This window comes from Microbispora hainanensis (assembly GCF_006874475.1).
GTDB lineage: Bacteria > Actinomycetota > Actinomycetes > Streptosporangiales > Streptosporangiaceae > Microbispora > Microbispora hainanensis.
Window position 1 is genome coordinate 53,778 of the sequence record NZ_VIRM01000022.1, and the last position, 15,150, is coordinate 68,927.

Below are 15,150 nucleotides of genomic sequence, written 5' to 3' on the forward strand. Positions count from 1 at the left end.
AGTTCGGCGCCGTCGTTTGTGACGCGGCGCGATGCGTTCGCCTGGCACCGGCTGTCCTCTCCTCGAAAGCGCCGCCGGTGCTCCGCTCTTTCGACTGCTCGTTCACCCGCCGACGGAGCGGCGGACGGGTGGTGCCGGCGCCGTGTCTCACGGTCGTCCGGTCGCCGTCCGTCCAGCCGGGCGGTGTCCGCCGCTCCGTCGCTCGCGTGTGTCTCCCGTCGCTCGCGGTTTCCGGCTCAGGTGAGGCCGCCGGTCACGAGTACGGGTGGCCGTCGGCTGCCGCGTCGCCCGCCGTGCGGGACGCTCGCCGAGGCCGCTCGTGCGAAGTGCGTCAGCGCTCGATGATCGGACCCTCGCCACGGCTGAAGCCGCCGTGACCCTTCTTCTCCTTCTCCAGGTCCACGTCGATGTCCGCGTCGATGTCCTTCTTCTTCACGCGCGGGTTGACCTCGGTGGCCGTGTTGGTGTCCGGCTGGGCCAGCGAGTCCTGGTCCTGACGCGGGTTGTTGAACTGGTCGCTGTAGCTGTTCGTGCGCGTGTACGGGTACGACTGCGTGCTGCCGTACTGCCAGTTGTACGGAAGCGCACGCGCGTCGGTGTCCGTCTTCTGGAACGGCGTGAGGACGAGCGTGAAGTCACGCAGCAGGAACTGGTTCTGCGCCTGGTTCTGCCGCTCGTGCTGCCACTGCTTCGTCTTGTTCTTGTTCTTGTTCTTGTTGGCGTTCGCACCCTTGTTCTTCTGGCGCTGCGCATTGCGGTTGCGGTTGTAGTTCACGGGGTAGTAGCCACCGCCGCCGCCCACGTAGCCGCCCATGACGGTGGCGGCGTTCGCGCTGGTGGCGGCCACAGCGGTACCCAGGGTGACGGCGCCGCCGGTGAGCGCGGCGCTGATCGCGAGGATCCCGACCAGGTTGTTGAACTTGGGCATTTCATGTCCTCCTTGAAGGATTGTTGCCCCGACACTCCGGCGTTTTCCAAGTCGTTCGGAAAATGCCCTTACTGATGACCCTTGGTGGATCATCCCTGCATTGTCTTGTTTTCCTCACCGTCGGAGTGACAAACGGCGGTCGGCGGCTTTTGCCATTCACTTATCGCTTTATTGGCATCGTTGACACCGATAGGGCGGCTTTGGTCCGAATTGCGATTGGTATCCGCATTTCGAAATGTCCGAATGAGGGTGATATTGGCCCTATGTCGCTCTCGCTGGCCGGGGCGAGCCCGGGTGGTCGATCCCGCGTCCCGGGTAGCGGGAGGGCCGCCCGAGGCGGCGTACGGGCGGGGTTATGGTCGAGAAACGCGAAGCGAACAGGGGAGGACGCGTGGGTGTCGAGCCGATTCCAGCGTGGCCCGGCCGGCTTATCGAGGCAGGGGACACGCGCATCCATGTGCGGACGACCCCGGAGGGGCCGCCCGAGACCGCTGTATATGTGCACGGCCTGGCGGGCTCGGCGAGGGACTGGACCGACCTGATGGGCGAGCTCGCCGGCGAGGCGCGGGGGATCGCCGTCGACCTGCCCGGGGCTGGGCACTCCCCGGAGCCCGCCGACGGCGACTATTCGGTCGCCGCCCACGCCAGGGCGGTGGTCCGGCTGGTCGAGTCCGTGGTGGAGGGGCCCGTCCACCTGTTCGGCAATTCCATGGGCGGCGCGGTCTCGGTGCGGATCGCGGCCACGCGGCCCGACCTCGTCAGGTCGCTGACGCTGGTGTCGCCGGCACTGCCCGACCTGCTGCCGAGGTACGGCCCGGCCAGGATCGCCATGTCGGCCACCCCGCGCCTGGGCGAGCTGGCCGTCCGGTGGATCGCCGCGCTGCCGCCGGAGCGGCGCGTCCAGGCGACCCTCGGCATGTGTTACGGCGACGCCGGGCGGGTCCACCCGGAGCGGCTGCGCGAGGCGATAGAGGAGGTGCGCCGCCGCGACGGCCTGCCGCACGCGGGGGCGGCCATGGTCGGCTGCGCCCGCGCGATCGTCCGCGAGTATTTCCGCCTGGGCTCCGGCAACCTCTGGCGGCAGGCCGCGCGGGTCACCGCGCCCACCCTCGTCGTGTACGGCCTGCGCGACCGGCTGGTCCACGCCCGCATGGCGCACCGTGCCGGACGGGTCTTCCGCGACGTGCGCCTGATCACGCTCCCGCACGCCGGTCACGTGGCCCAGATGGAGTATCCCGAGCTCGTGGCCCGCGAGTCGCGCCGCCTTATGGCCTACACGAGAACGCCCCTGCGCCGAACAGCGTGATCGGGGAATGCCTTGATTGGGGAATGCGGGGCCACCCCGGTTAAGTTGTGAGAAGAGCTTGTGTTGGGCCCATGGAGCCGAGCGCGACCATTGGCACGAAAACGGGACACGGAGAGCAGGAGTGGGACTGTGTCGTTGCCACCGCTGGTAGAACCGGCAGCAGAGCTGACGGTTGACGAGGTGCGCCGCTACTCGCGCCATCTGATCATCCCTGACGTGGGCATGGCGGGTCAGAAGCGCCTCAAGAACGCCAAGGTGCTGTGTGTGGGCGCGGGCGGCCTGGGCTCTCCCGCGCTGCTCTACCTGGCCGCGGCCGGGGTCGGGACGCTCGGCATCGTCGACTTCGACGTCGTCGACGAGTCGAACCTCCAGCGCCAGGTGATCCACGGGCAGTCCGACGTGGGCCGCCTGAAGGCCGAGTCCGCAGCCGCCAGCGTGCGTGAGATCAACCCGCTGGTCAATGTCGTCATCCACAACGTCGCTCTCACGACCGACAACGTGATGGACATCTTCTCCGGCTATGACCTCATCGTGGACGGCACGGACAACTTCGCCACCCGCTACATGGTCAACGACGCGGCCGTGCTGCTCGGCAAGCCGTACGTGTGGGGGTCCATCTACCGGTTCGACGGGCAGGCGAGCGTCTTCTGGGCCGAGCACGGCCCGTGCTACCGCTGCCTCTACCCCGAGCCCCCGCCGCCGGGCATGGTCCCGAGCTGCGCCGAGGGCGGCGTGCTCGGCGTGCTGTGCGCGTCGATCGGCTCCGTCCAGGTGAACGAGGCCATCAAGGTCATCACCGGCATCGGGGAGCCGCTCGTCGGCCGTCTGATGATCTACGACGCGCTCGAGATGAAGTATCGCGACGTGAAGGTCCGCAAGGACCCCGAGTGCCCGCTGTGCGGCAAGAACCCCTCGATCACCGAGCTGATCGACTACGAGGCGTTCTGCGGCACGCTCTCCGACGAGGCGCAGCAGGCCGCCGCGGGCAGCACGATCACCGCGGCCGAGCTGGAGGCGATGCGCGAGCGGGGCGAGGACATCATGATCATCGATGTCCGCGAGCCGAACGAGTACGAGATCGTCAACATCCCGGGCGCCGTGCTGATCCCCAAGGGCGAGTTCCTGAACGGCTCCGCGCTGGAGACGCTGCCGCAGGACAAGAAGATCGTGCTGCACTGCAAGTCGGGCGCCCGCTCGGCCGAGGTGCTCGCGGTGCTCAAGAACGCCGGCTTCTCCGACGCCGTCCACGTGGGCGGCGGCGTGCTGAGCTGGATCAAGACGGTCGACCCCAGCCTGCCGACCTACTGACACGCGAACGACCGGCGGCCGCCGCCTCACGCCGAGGCGGCGGCCGTCGCCGTATGGCTACGCGTGGTCGTCCGGCACCACGCTGAGGCCGCTGGGCGCGACGATGCGCTGCAGGGTCTCGACGTAGGCGGCGAACGCCGCCCGCCCCTTGCCGGTGAGCGTGAACCACGTCTTGGGCCGCTTGCCCACATATCCCTTGCGTACGGCGACGTATCCGGCGGCCTCCAGCGCGCTGCCGTGCTTGGACAGGACCGAGTCGCTGACGCCCAGGGTGTCGCGGACGAACGCGAACTCGGCCTCGTCGGCCGCCGCGAGCAGCGAGACGATCTGCAGCCGGGCGGGGGCGTGGATGACGGGATCGAGCTCCATCAGCGCGTCTCTTCGAATCGGCGGGCCACCCGGCCGGCGATGCGACGGGAGATGCGGCGGGAGATCGCCCGGCTGCCGAGGACGAAGTAGGCGGTCAACGCGACGCCGCCGGCGGCCATCCCGTACGGCACGTCAGCGGCCTGGAGGGCGAACGACACCACCCAGCACAGCACGATTCCGGCGAAGAGCCAGGGCAGATAGACGGCCGAGAAGGCGCGTTTCATCGCGGGGTCGCTGACGGTCATCGGCCGCGTCTTGGCGAATACGGCGATCAGGGCGCCCAGCGCCGCCAAGAGCAGGATCCCGCCGCCGACGATCACCGGAACCGGTGTGCCGGGCTCGCTGACGACGAGGATTCCGGTCACGAGCAGTCCGATGCCTCCGATGAACCAGGCGGGCAGCCAGGTTTGGGATGTGATCGCCTTCGCCTGGGTCTGCCGGATCGTCGCCAGGCTCCGCGCCGCTTCCTCGGGGTTCATGAGGCTCCTCTCGAAACGCTTTCCATCTCGGAAAGTACTTTCCACTTTCCAGAGCGTCAAGTACTTTCCGATGGCATTTGTGGGGATGGCTGGCGGTAGGTCGCGTTAAGGTCACTGAAGGAGGGAGGCCACGACGGGAACGGAGGCGCAGTGGGCGAGACGCGCACCTGGCCGGCCGTGGCCGTGGCCTCCGCGTTCACCCTCGTCTGCGCGATCGTCGGCGGGATCGCCGCCAGCGCCGCCGTCGCCGAGCTGACGAGAGGGCCGAGCACGGCGGAGCTGCGCGAGGCGCAGGCGGCCGAGACGGCGCTGCGCTGGGAGCGCTGGCCGGCCGGCCGGATCTTCCCCGCCACCCTGGCCTACACGAGCGAGCAGGGCGGGCGTGAGTGGGCGCGGCGGGTCGGCATCTCCTCGCGCACCGACTGCCGCGGGGCCGTCGACACGGCCATCGCCGGTCAGATCACGGCGGCCGGCTGCCGGGCGGTCCTGCGGGCCACCTATCTCGACGCCCTGCAGGGCATCGTGGTGACGATCGGCGTGGCCGCCTTCCCCGACGCGCTCAAGGCGCGATCGGCCGTCCCCATCTTCCCCGGCGACGGCTCGGCCGCCCCCGGCCTGCGCGCCCTTGCGTTTCCCGGCACCGTGACCGACCGCTTCTCGGCGGGCGGCCGTCAGTCGCTGGTCCTGCGCACGGCCGGGCCGTACCTCGTGATGGCGACGGCGGGCCAGGTCGACGGGCGTCCGGCCCGTGCGCTCGGTGAGCAGCGGGAGACCATGTTCTCGTTTACCGGCGACCTGGCCGAGGAGGTCGGCGCGATCCTCACGGCGCCGGCGTCCCCGGACTGCACCGCCAAGGAGTGGCAGTGCTGACCACGCCGCTCCGCAGGGCCCTCGCGGCGTGCGCCGCCGCGTTCGCCCTGGCGGGTGGCACGTTCCTCGTTCCCGGCCCGGCCAGGGCCGACGACGTACGGCTCAGCCAGCAGGACGTGCTGCGCACGCTCGACGCCGACGACGCCTGGCGGCTGACGAAGGGCAAGGGCGTGACCGTCGCGGTCCTCGACTCGGGTGTCGATCCCGGCCACCGCGACCTCGCCGGATCGGTCGTCACCGGCAGGGACTTCACGGCCGGGGCCAACCCGCGCGGAGTGCAGCCCGTGCGCCTGCACGGCACCTACATGGCCTCGCTCATCGCCGGGCACGGGCACGGTCCCGGCGGCGCCGACGGCATCATCGGCATCGCGCCGGAGGCCAAGGTGCTGTCGGTGCGGGTGATCCTCGAAGACGAGGAGCCCGGGTTCCGCACGTTCAACTCCGATGCGCGCTACGAGGCCGTGGTCGCCAAGGGCATCCGCTATGCCGTGGACCACGGCGCCGAGGTGATCAACCTCTCGCTGTCGAAGGACGTGCCGACGAAGGACGAGCGCACGGCGATCAAATACGCGATCTCCAAGGGCGTGGTCCTCGTCGCCGCGGCGGGCAACGAGGGCGCGGGCAAGCGGACCGCGCCGTACTCCTACCCGGCGGCGATCCCCGGCGTGATCTCGGTGGCCGCCGTCACGTCCACGCTGAGGCGGGCCTCGTTCTCCAACCGGAACTCCTCGGTGATGGTGGCCGCGCCGGGCGTCGACGTCCTCGGGGCCGGCCCCGGCGACGAATACTGGGTCGGCCGGGGGACCTCCCAGGCGACCGCGCTCGTCTCCGGCGTCGCCGCGCTGATCAAGTCGCGGTATCCCCGCATGTCGCCCGCCCTCGTCGCGCAGGCGCTCGCGTCGTCGCCCGCCCGGAAGGGGCCGTACAACACCGGCACCGGGTTCGGGGTGGTCAACGCCCACCGGGCGCTGAGCGTGGCGGCCACCCTGGCCCGGCATCGCGCCACGGCGTCGGGGACGGGCGTGCAGAACCCCTCGCGTGCCGTCCGTGCGGCGGCGGCCGACCCGGACCCCATCGTGGTCGTACGGCGCGACACGGGGTCGATCCTGCTCTGCGGCGCCATCGCGCTCGGCGGCTTCGCCGGCTCGGGCGCGGGCGTGGCCGTCCTGCTCGTCCTCACCCGGCGGGCGCGCAGACGGCAGCGGGAGGAGGACGACGCGCTGCCGCCTGCTCCTTGGCCGACGGGCCTGCCGACGTAGCATCGAGGTATGCCGCCCGAGCAGCCCCGCATCCCGCAGACGGCGCGGACGCCGTCCGGTCTCCGGCGGCCGGGTCCGCGGGCGCTGCCGCTCGGCGCGTCCGCGCGCCGCGCCCGCGCGCGGCCCTGGACGGCGTCGAGGGGACGGACCGCCGCCGCCCAGGCGGCCAGGGAACGCGCCGAACTCGCGCGCGGCATCCGCTTCCGCTCGCTCTACCTCACGATCATGGGCGTCGTCCTCGCCGTCGCCGCGGTGAACGTGCTGCTGGGATCGGTCGGGCTGATCCAGGAGAACCAGGCGAGGCCGCTCACCGACGCCGAGCGCGCCCGATATGTGGCCGAGGACGTGGCCCGCCGGTGGCGCGCGTGGCCCGCCGGCATGGTCTTCCCCGAGGAGCTTCCATACCTCGCGCTCGGCCGCGCCCAGCAGTACGCGCGCCGGGTGGGCATCGCCCCCGAGGCGGCGTGCGCCGCGGCGGTCGACTCGCCGGTGGCGGCGGTGCTGCGCAAGCACGGCTGCCAGGCCGTGCTGCGCGCCACCTACGTCGACCAGACCTCGACGTTCGCCGTCACCGTGGGCGTCGCCGTGCTGCCGAGCGAGCAGGACCGCGCCGACGCGGCGGGCGAGCTGCCCGTGGACGACCGGGTGGGCGTACGGCCGGTGGCCTTCCCCGGCACGGTCACCGACACGTTCGGCGCGGCCCAGCGCCAGCGCACGGGATGGGTGGGCGCCGGGCCGTACATCGTCTTCTCCACAGTGGGGTACACCGACGGAAGGACGCGCGCCTCCGTCCCCCTGGAGGAACAGGTGAACAGCGAGATGTGGCCCGTGGCCGAGACCGTGGCCGGGCGCATCGCGCGCGCCCTCGGCGAGCCCCCCGACGTCCCCCGCTGCACACAGGGGAACGTGTGCTGAGGCCGGCCTTCCTCTGCGCGGCGATCACGGCCGTCCTCCTGGGGACGGGACCGGCGGCCGCGGCCGCGCCGGGCGACGAGGACGCGCGGTGGGCGCTCGACGCCGTCAACGCCGCCGCCGCCTGGAAGGTCAGCAAGGGCGCGGGCGTGACCGTCGCCCTGCTCGGCGGCGGGCAGCCCGACGCCGGCCTGCCCGGGCTGAGCGGCCGGATCGAGCTGGGGCCCGACCTGACGGGCGCGGCGATCGGCGACGACACGGTGCCGCCGGGCGACGACGCGACCGCTCTGGCCGCGGCGATCGCCGGAAGCGGACGCGGCGGGGGGACGCCGGGGATCGCGCCGGAGGCGCGGGTGCTGTCCGTCCCCGTGGCCCGGAACCCTTCCGGGGGCCCGGCGGGACCCGCGGAGACACAGGACAGCCCGATCGCCCGGGGCATCCGCTACGCCACGGGCCGGGGCGTCAAGGTCATCTGCCTGCCCGTCCCGGCGTACGCCGTGGACCGGGCGGAGCGGGACGCCATCTCCTTCGCACAGGCGAGGGGCGTGGTGGTCGTCGCGGCCGTGGGGGACGCCGGCCGGTCGCCGTACGCCCGGGAGAACGGCACGTCCTACTGGGCGTTCCCCGCGGGCTACCCGGGGGTGGTGGGCGTCGCCGCCGTCGACCGCAAGGGCGCCAAGACCCCGGGCAGCAGCGACAACCTCTCGGTCCTGGTCGCCGCGCCGGGCGACCGCGTGCCCGTGACCCTCGCGGGGGGCCGCCGGGGAGCCGTCTCGGGGACCGGTGTGGCCAGCGCGCTCGTCGCGGGCGCTATCGCACTAATAAAGGCGAAATATCCGGATTTGCCGCCGGAGTTGGTGTCGCGTGCTTTGACGGCGACCTCGCGGCCTCGTCCGGCCGCGGGTTATGACGACAAAGTCGGATTCGGCGTCATAGACGCGGCGGCGGCCCTGCGGAAAGCCGCGGAGCTGACCGAATATGGCCGCGCGTTCTCCATGCGGGACGACGTGGTGCAGGACGACGCGCATTTCGGCAGTGGCCCGGTCTCGGAGGGGCCGGCGCGCCCGGGGCCCGATCCGGTTAGGCTCTGGATCTACGGCATCGCCGTCGCCCTGGGAATCGGCGGTTTCTGCACCGCGTCCGTCGCGTTGCGCCGCCGTTGACCCGAAAGCCGCCGCTGCCCGAGTGCCGCCGGTGATCACATGTTGGCCGCCGTTCTGCAGCATTTCGGACGCGGTCTTCCCGATGTTCGTGTTTCCGGTGACAGAGCCCGGTTAAATTTCGCTAAGGTCGCGGCTCATGGGGTACGAGCTGCGCGTAGAGCGGGATGCACCGCTCGCCTACGCCGAACTCGCGAGCGTCTCGGCACGGGCCGGATTCGAGCTGCGCGGGTCGCAGGAGGCGGGCGAGGTCGTCGCGCGCCACGGCGACTCGGTGCATCAGATCGCGACCTGGTCGGGGCGGCTCTCCGGCCAGCCCGGGTCCGACTGGCAGGTCGCCCAGCTGGCTCTTCTCACCGATCTCATGGGGGCCCGGCTCCTGGGTGAGGACGGCGAGGCGTACGGCATCAGGAACGGCGTCGTCGAGCAGATCAACGGATCGTCCACGTACGAGTTCGGCAAGCTCGAAGAGATCCTCGCGGCCGGGCCGACCGAGTGGAGCGCTTGAGGGACGGCCGCGGCCAGCCGCCGCCGTACGCGGAGCGGGTGCTCGACGTGGTCGAGCGGATCCCCCGCGGCAAGGTGATGTCGTACGGGGACGTCGCCGAGTATCTCGGCGAGGGCGGCCCGCGGCAGGTCGGCCGCGTGATGTCGCTGTGGGGCGGAGCCGTGCCCTGGTGGCGCGTGATCCACGCCGACGGCACCCCGGCGGCCGGCCTCGAGGCCGAATGCGTCGCCCGGTGGCGCGAGGAGGGCACCCCGCACCGTGGGACGCGTGCGGACATGCGCGCGGCCCGCTGGGACGGCCGGGACCGGCCGTGACGGTGATCATCGTAACCGTCTTCCGGTGCTGACTCCAGAGCTGACTTCGGGCCTGACGATCCGCGCCCCGGACGGTCGGATCGGCGTCCCACCCCTCCCCGTAGTGCCACTCGTCACCCGGTGCCACAGGGGTGTCACCCGCTGATTCACAGGAAATCCACAGGCTTTCGCGAGTCAGGTCTGGCAGTGTTCTGGGGGCATTACCATTTTCTGAAACCAGGTCTGGCGAAGGGTGGTGCCTCCCGAATGACACCCGCACCCACGAGCGACGCCGTCGCTGAACGACTGCGGGCTGTCCAGGAGCTATACGACCGGGGCGAGCCGATAGACGCGCTGGTCGCGCTCGTGCGCGCGGAGGGGCTCAGCCCCGCGCAGCGCCGGGAGGTCGACCGCGAGGCGATCGTCGGTCCCCTGGGTCTGCGCCTCGACGCCGCCGCCAAACGCGGGCCCGCCCGCCGCCGTCAGACCATCGACGCGCTGCGCCCCTACCTCGCGGAGGTGGACCCGAAGGTCAAGCGGGAGCTGCCGGTCGGGCGCCGGGTCGCCTGCCACCTGATCGAGACGCAGGACCCGGGCGAGCTCGCCGAGGGCGACGCGCTGGCCAAGCTCGCCGCCGCCGCGGCCGAGCCCTCCCGCCGGGTGCGGCGGGGCCTGCGGTGGTACGCCGACCTGCCGGTGGAGGTCGGCGACCCCTCGCTGCTGCGCCTGCGGGCGGCCGACCTCGTGCCGGTCACGCAGATCGACGACATCACCTGGGTGGGCAACCGCCTGAGGGTGACCGGGCACGCCTACATCGCGGGCCTGTCGGTCCGCAGCGGGCGGTTCAACCGCGCCACCGTCGTGCTGCGCGGCCCCCGCTGGCTGCCCCGGATCACGATGAAGACCCGCAGGACCTACCGGCCCGAGGCGACCCACGCGGCCCGCGAGCCCGGATGCAACTACGACTGGGCGGGCTTCACCGCCGAGGTGCACCCGTTCGCCCTGCGCTGGCGCGCCGGGGTGCGGGCCCTGGTGCGCGGCACGAAGCGGGTGCTGCGCCGCCGCCACATCGTCCAGGACACCACCACCTGGCGGGCCGAGATCGTGATCTGGAGCCGCGCCGCCCGCGCGAAGGGCGTGCTGCGCGGCCCGGTGATCGGCCGCACCGAGCGCCCGGCCGGGCTCCAGGTGCGCCCGCGCTGGTGGGTGCGGCCCGTGTGGACCTCCGACAAGGCGCTGCAGGTGGTCTACCAGCCGACCCGCGCCCAGCTCACCGGTGTGCGGCTGAACGGCGACAACATCGAGCTCACCGGCTTCCTGCCGGGCCGGCCCGTCACCAAGGGCAAGGCCCGCGTCGGCGGCCACCGCATGTCGGCCGACTTCACCCCGGTCGAGGGCGGCAGCCGGTTCTCGCTGTCGCTCGCGGTCGGCACCCTGCTCAACGCCGAGTCCCGCCGGCTGTGGGTCGAGCCCAAGGGAGACCCGGCCGCCGCCGTCATGCTGGAGGGCGCGGAGGAGACCCGCCTGCTGCTCGGCGAGCGCGAGGTCACGGTGCAGGGCGACCGGCGCGACCGGGTCGTCATCTCGGGTCACAAGATCCTGCCGGTGATCACCTCGGCCGAGTGGCACGACGAGTCGATCACGCTCACCGGCCGCTACCCCGACCCCGACCAGGGCCCGCGCGACCTCGTGCTGCGGCACCGGGGCGGGCTCACGATCCGCGTGCCCCTGGAGCGCGACGGCGAGCGCTTCACCGTACGGCTGTCGCCCGGCGCGATGCCGCGCTTCGGGTCGGCCGTGCCGCTGGCCGAGGGCACCTGGAACGTCTCGGTGGCCCCGCCCGGCCGGTACGGCCCCGCGATGGTGCCCGTCCGGTTCGACCACGCCGGCCTCGACGCGCTGGACGAGAGCCCCCGGCTCATCGACGGCCGGGTCTACCGGTTCGTCGCCACCCGTTACGACGTGCCCGTGCTGGTGGCGGCCGAGGACCGGCCCGGCGACGAGCGGAGCGCGGCGGGCGTGTGGGCGCTCAGCCGCACCTTCTACCCCGCCGAGCGCGCCCGGCCGCTGCGTGAGGCCACCGTCTACGTCTCCTTCGACGGCCGTGCCTACTCCGACAACCCGCGCGCCATCTACGAGGAGCGGGTGCGGCGCGGCGACGAGGGCGAGCACATCTGGGTCGTCAGGGACGGCGCGTTCGTCCCGCCGGGCTCGCGCGAGCTGGGCCTCGGCGACGGCGTGACGCCCACGGTCGTCCGCGAGGGCAGCCGGGAGCACTACGAGGCGCTGGCCCGCGCCCGCTACATCGTGTCCAACGGCTTCATGCCGCAGTGGTTCCGCACCCGCGACGACCAGGTGTGCGTGCAGACCTGGCACGGCACGCCGGTCAAGCACATCGGCCGCGACCAGGCGCACATGAAGCGCGAGCCCCGGCCCCCGGTGTGGCACCGCCAGGCGGTGGAGGTGCGCGGCTGGGACCTGCTGCTGTCGCAGAGCCCGTGGGCGTCGTCCGTCCTGCGCAAGGCGTTCGGCTACGAGGGCGAGATCCTTGAGTCGGGCTACCCGCGCAACGACGTGCTCGTCTCCGGCGAGCGTGACGCGATGGCGGCCGAGATCCGGCGCCGGATCGGCATCCCCGAGGGCAAGCGGGTCGTCCTGTACGCGCCGACCTACCGCGACTACGACCGCAGGAACGCCACGGTCAAGCTCGACCTGGCGGACGCGAAGCGGGCGCTCGGCGCCGATCACGTCGTGCTGGTCCGCGGGCACATGATGCAGGCCTTCCCGCACGTGAACGCGCACGACGGCTTCGCGATCGACGTGACGACCTATCCCGACACCGCCGATCTGCTGCTGATCGCCGACGTGCTCGTCACCGACTACTCCTCGGTGATGTTCGACTTCGTGGCGACCGGGCGGCCGGTCGTGCTGTTCACGCCGGACCTGGCCAAGTATCGCTCCTCGCGGGGGCTGTACCTCGACCTGGAGTCCCAGCGTCCGGGGCTGCGGCTGGAGACCTCACCCGAGGTCGTGGAGGCCCTGCGCAACATCGACGCGGTGACCGCCAAGCTGGCCGACCGTTACGCGGCCTTCGCGCGGACCTACGCGCCGCACGACAACGGCAAGGCCACCGCCCGGGTCATCGACCACGTGTTCTCCTCCTGACCGGCGCCGAGAACGCCGAGGATCGCGAGGCACCGGTGCCGGACGGAGGAGGTCCCCAGGGGACGAGGCCAGGGCTGCGGCCGTACGCGCTGATGCTCGTGCTGGCCGCGGCGGTGCTGGTCGTGGACCAGGCGACCAAGTTCTGGGCGACCTCCGCACTGTCCGGCGGTGAGTCCATCACGGTGATCCCGGGCCTGATCGGGTTCCGGTTGTTGCTGAACCCCGGTGCCGCCTTCTCGACCGGCACCGGGGTGACGTGGGTGTTCACCCTGGTGGCGGCCGTCGCGGTCGCCGTCATCCTGTTCGTCGGGCGGCGGCTGCGCTCCCGGGCGTGGACCTTCGTGCTGGGGGCGTTGCTCGGGGGCGCCACCACCCATCTGCTCGACCGCCTCTTCCGCCCGCCCGCCTTCGCTCAGGGGCATGTCGTGGACTTCATCGACTACGGCGGCCTGTTCGTCGGCAACGTCGCCGACATCGCGCTGACCGTGGGCTGCGCCTTCCTCCTGCTGCTGGCCCTCCGCGACGTTCCTCTCGGGGGCGTGGCCGGCGAGGAACACCCCTCGGTGTAGGCGGCCTGGCGGGAACCCGTCGGCATGTGACGCCAATGCCCCTGGGAGGGCACACGGCCGGCTGGTTGGCTGTCCGACGCGGGTTCGCCACTCGCGCTCACGACAGCCATCCGAGAGAGCCGCACGACCATGAATCTTGTCCTGCCGATCCTGATCGGCCTCGCCTACGCCGTGCTGATGTCACTGATCCCCGAACCGGCCCGCCGCCGCTTCAACGCGATCATGGTGGGCGGGGCGGGGGCCGCCTACCTCAGCGGTGGGGGCCTCGGCGGCTGGGAGTTCCCCTTCACCGCCCTCGTCGCCTACTGCGCCTACCGCGGCCTGGAGTCGTGGACGTTCATCGGGATCGCCTGGCTGCTGCATACCGGTTGGGACGTGCTCCACCACCTCAAGGGCAGCCCGATCATTCCCTTCGCCCACGACTCGTCCTTCGGCTGCGCCGTCTGCGACCCCGTCATCGCCCTGTGGTGCTTCTGGGGCGGTCCCTCGCTCATCGGCCTCGTACGGGCCCGGATCGCCCGGCCGCGCACGACGGTTTCTCCGTGAGGAGTGGCGCTTCTCCCTCTCCGCCCCGGTAGCGTCCTGAACGTTCATGAAAGGACGCCATGTCGACTTCGTCATCATTCAACGGGGGGACCCCCGCACCGGCCTGGCGCCGCATCACCGCCTGGCTGATCGACTGGTTGTGGATCCTCATCCTTCCGCTGCTCCTGGTCCCCGTCGGCGTGGTCGTCTACTCGGCGGGACTGCGACTACCCGTCCCCCTGTGGAACCTCATATCGTTCCTCTTCCTGATCGCGCCGGTGACCCTCTGGTGCGCCCGGCGTGAGTCCGGCCGCTTCCAGGCCACGCCGGGAAAGCGGGCCAGGGGCCTGATCGTCGTCGACGCCCGCTCCGGGGGACCGATCGGTTTCGGGCGGGCGCTGCTGCGCAACACCGCCAAGATCGCTCTGCCGTGGCAGCTGGGGCACACCGTCGCGTACGGCTTCGCCGCCGAGGCCCGGAACCCGTCCGGGTCTCTGATGGTGCTGACGATCACCGTCTACGTCATCATGTTCGCCTGGCTGGGCGCCCTTTTCCTGCCCTCGGGCAGGACGCCCTACGACCTGCTCGCCGGCACCCGGGTCGTCCGGGCGCACGCGCCGTGATCGGCCGGCCCGCTCAGACCTGGTTCGCCGGAAGCACGACGACCTGACGGAGGTTGACGCGCCTGGCCCGGCTGACCGTGTAGGCGATCAGGTCGGCGACGTCCTCGGCGGTGAGGGACGTGATGACCTCGTACATCCCGGCGAGCTGCGCCCCGAGCTCCCGGCTGTCGACGTGGTCGCCCAGCTCCGTCGCCGTCAGGCCCGGCTCGATGTTGGTCACCCGCACGCCGCGCGGGCCGAACTCCGCCCGAAGGTTCGCCGACAGGTGGGTGAGGGCGGCCTTGGTCGCCCCATAGACGGCGTAGCCGGGGAAGACGGCGTGGGCGCCGATGGACGAGATGTTCACGAGGTCGGCCGTCCGGCCCTCCGTCCCCGCCGCGAGCAGGTCGGCGGTGAAGGCCCGGATGATCCGCAGTGCGCCGGCGAGGTTGGTGTCGAGCATCCGCGTCCACTCGTCGACGCGGCCGTCGTCGATCGGGTTGGGCAGCATCACGCCCGCGGTGTTGACCAGCAGGTCCACCGGGCCGAGCTCGGCATGGACGCGGTCGGCCGCGGCCGCCACGCTGTCGTCGCGGGTGACGTCGGCCGCCACGGCCAGCGCGGAGCCGCCGTCCGCGGCGATCTTCCGGGCGACCTCCTCCAGCCGGTCGGCGCGGCGGGCGAGCAGCGCGACCTTCGCGCCGGAGGCGGCCAGCAGCCGCGCCGTCGCCTCTCCGATGCCGCTGGCGGCCCCCGTGACGACGGCGACGCGTCCGGCAAGGTTCTCGTAGCTCATGGTGACTCCTTCGCGTTCGAGGTTGACGAGAGCCACCCTGCCGGGGCGGGCCGGGCACACCCAGCACACGCTTTTTCCTGGTAAAGCCAGTACTAGTCTGT

16 protein-coding genes are annotated in these 15,150 nt (G+C 71.9%); 12 read left to right on the forward strand and 4 right to left on the reverse strand.

Annotated elements, in window-relative coordinates; translation table 11 throughout:
- Positions 1–331: 331 nt before the first annotated feature.
- Positions 332–928 (reverse strand): hypothetical protein, encoded by a 597-nt coding sequence (locus FLX08_RS19120; protein ID WP_142620237.1) that lies wholly within the window; start codon positions 926–928, stop codon positions 332–334.
- A 391-nt stretch (positions 929–1,319) separates the two neighbouring features.
- Between FLX08_RS19120 and FLX08_RS19125 the strand changes: the two genes are divergently transcribed.
- Both FLX08_RS19125 and moeZ read left to right on the forward strand, forming a co-directional pair.
- A complete protein-coding gene (locus tag FLX08_RS19125; protein WP_142620238.1) occupies positions 1,320–2,234 on the forward strand; it encodes an alpha/beta fold hydrolase in 915 nt (304 codons plus the stop codon).
- 129 nt (positions 2,235–2,363) lie between these two features.
- Positions 2,364–3,542 (forward strand): adenylyltransferase/sulfurtransferase MoeZ, encoded by a 1,179-nt coding sequence (gene moeZ, locus FLX08_RS19130; RefSeq protein ID WP_142620239.1) that lies wholly within the window; start codon positions 2,364–2,366, stop codon positions 3,540–3,542.
- Between the two features lie 57 nt (positions 3,543–3,599).
- On the opposite strand, the gene FLX08_RS19135 is transcribed toward moeZ, so the two are convergent.
- Both FLX08_RS19135 and FLX08_RS19140 read right to left on the reverse strand, forming a co-directional pair.
- Positions 3,600–3,911, reverse strand: a complete 312-nt coding sequence (locus FLX08_RS19135; RefSeq protein ID WP_142620240.1) for a winged helix-turn-helix domain-containing protein — start codon at positions 3,909–3,911, stop codon at positions 3,600–3,602.
- Positions 3,911–4,390, reverse strand: a complete 480-nt coding sequence (locus FLX08_RS19140) for a hypothetical protein (protein ID WP_142620241.1) — start codon at positions 4,388–4,390, stop codon at positions 3,911–3,913. Before FLX08_RS19140 ends, FLX08_RS19135 begins: the two co-directional genes overlap by 1 nt.
- Before the next feature lie 150 nt (positions 4,391–4,540).
- On the opposite strand from FLX08_RS19140, the gene FLX08_RS19145 reads away from it, so the two are divergent.
- The 10 genes from FLX08_RS19145 (at position 4,541) to FLX08_RS19190 (ending at position 14,274) form a co-directional block, all read left to right on the forward strand.
- Positions 4,541–5,260 (forward strand): hypothetical protein, encoded by a 720-nt coding sequence (locus tag FLX08_RS19145; RefSeq protein ID WP_142620242.1) that lies wholly within the window; start codon positions 4,541–4,543, stop codon positions 5,258–5,260.
- Positions 5,254–6,519, forward strand: coding sequence for a S8 family peptidase (locus FLX08_RS19150; protein ID WP_142620243.1), 1,266 nt, complete (start codon positions 5,254–5,256; stop codon positions 6,517–6,519). The genes FLX08_RS19145 and FLX08_RS19150 overlap by 7 nt, the downstream gene beginning before the upstream one ends.
- Before the next feature lie 9 nt (positions 6,520–6,528).
- The gene (locus tag FLX08_RS19155; RefSeq protein ID WP_244312746.1) at positions 6,529–7,434 is read left to right on the forward strand and encodes a hypothetical protein; all 906 of its coding nucleotides are present in this window, start codon (positions 6,529–6,531) and stop codon (positions 7,432–7,434) included.
- Positions 7,428–8,594, forward strand: a complete 1,167-nt coding sequence (locus FLX08_RS19160; RefSeq protein WP_142620244.1) for a S8 family serine peptidase — start codon at positions 7,428–7,430, stop codon at positions 8,592–8,594. Before FLX08_RS19155 ends, FLX08_RS19160 begins: the two co-directional genes overlap by 7 nt.
- A 136-nt stretch (positions 8,595–8,730) precedes the next feature.
- Positions 8,731–9,099, forward strand: coding sequence for a hypothetical protein (locus tag FLX08_RS19165; protein ID WP_142620245.1), 369 nt, complete (start codon positions 8,731–8,733; stop codon positions 9,097–9,099).
- Positions 9,096–9,413 carry an MGMT family protein gene (locus FLX08_RS19170; RefSeq protein ID WP_142620246.1) on the forward strand — a complete coding sequence of 106 codons (318 nt, stop codon included), beginning with the start codon at positions 9,096–9,098 and terminating at the stop codon, positions 9,411–9,413. The genes FLX08_RS19165 and FLX08_RS19170 overlap by 4 nt, the downstream gene beginning before the upstream one ends.
- Before the next feature lie 246 nt (positions 9,414–9,659).
- Complete coding sequence (locus FLX08_RS19175) at positions 9,660–12,557, forward strand: CDP-glycerol glycerophosphotransferase family protein (RefSeq protein ID WP_142620247.1); 2,898 nt, start codon at positions 9,660–9,662, stop codon at positions 12,555–12,557.
- A gap of 35 nt (positions 12,558–12,592) precedes the next feature.
- Positions 12,593–13,126, forward strand: coding sequence for a signal peptidase II (locus FLX08_RS19180; protein WP_208761534.1), 534 nt, complete (start codon positions 12,593–12,595; stop codon positions 13,124–13,126).
- A gap of 129 nt (positions 13,127–13,255) precedes the next feature.
- Complete coding sequence (locus tag FLX08_RS19185; RefSeq protein WP_142620248.1) at positions 13,256–13,672, forward strand: DUF6010 family protein; 417 nt, start codon at positions 13,256–13,258, stop codon at positions 13,670–13,672.
- 59 nt (positions 13,673–13,731) lie between these two features.
- A complete protein-coding gene (locus FLX08_RS19190; protein ID WP_142620249.1) occupies positions 13,732–14,274 on the forward strand; it encodes an RDD family protein in 543 nt (180 codons plus the stop codon).
- 13 nt (positions 14,275–14,287) lie between these two features.
- Here the strand turns inward: FLX08_RS19190 and FLX08_RS19195 are convergent, their stop codons facing one another.
- The gene (locus tag FLX08_RS19195) at positions 14,288–15,049 is read right to left on the reverse strand and encodes an SDR family oxidoreductase (RefSeq protein ID WP_142620250.1); all 762 of its coding nucleotides are present in this window, start codon (positions 15,047–15,049) and stop codon (positions 14,288–14,290) included.
- Between the last annotated feature and the right edge of the window lie 101 nt (positions 15,050–15,150).

What these genes read in the sequence shown, in the direction of transcription:
- FLX08_RS19155 (WP_244312746.1), top strand. Translation starts at nt 6,529, where the DNA reads ATGCCGCCCGAGCAGCCCCGCATCCCGCAGACGGCGCGGACGCCGTCC.
- FLX08_RS19185 (WP_142620248.1), top strand. Translation starts at nt 13,256, where the DNA reads ATGAATCTTGTCCTGCCGATCCTGATCGGCCTCGCCTACGCCGTGCTG.
- FLX08_RS19120 (WP_142620237.1), bottom strand. Translation starts at nt 928, where the DNA reads ATGCCCAAGTTCAACAACCTGGTCGGGATCCTCGCGATCAGCGCCGCG.
- FLX08_RS19195 (WP_142620250.1), bottom strand. Translation starts at nt 15,049, where the DNA reads ATGAGCTACGAGAACCTTGCCGGACGCGTCGCCGTCGTCACGGGGGCC.
- FLX08_RS19165 (WP_142620245.1), top strand. Translation starts at nt 8,731, where the DNA reads ATGGGGTACGAGCTGCGCGTAGAGCGGGATGCACCGCTCGCCTACGCC.
- FLX08_RS19140 (WP_142620241.1), bottom strand. Translation starts at nt 4,390, where the DNA reads ATGAACCCCGAGGAAGCGGCGCGGAGCCTGGCGACGATCCGGCAGACC.
- FLX08_RS19175 (WP_142620247.1), top strand. Translation starts at nt 9,660, where the DNA reads ATGACACCCGCACCCACGAGCGACGCCGTCGCTGAACGACTGCGGGCT.
- FLX08_RS19190 (WP_142620249.1), top strand. Translation starts at nt 13,732, where the DNA reads ATGTCGACTTCGTCATCATTCAACGGGGGGACCCCCGCACCGGCCTGG.
- FLX08_RS19135 (WP_142620240.1), bottom strand. Translation starts at nt 3,911, where the DNA reads ATGGAGCTCGATCCCGTCATCCACGCCCCCGCCCGGCTGCAGATCGTC.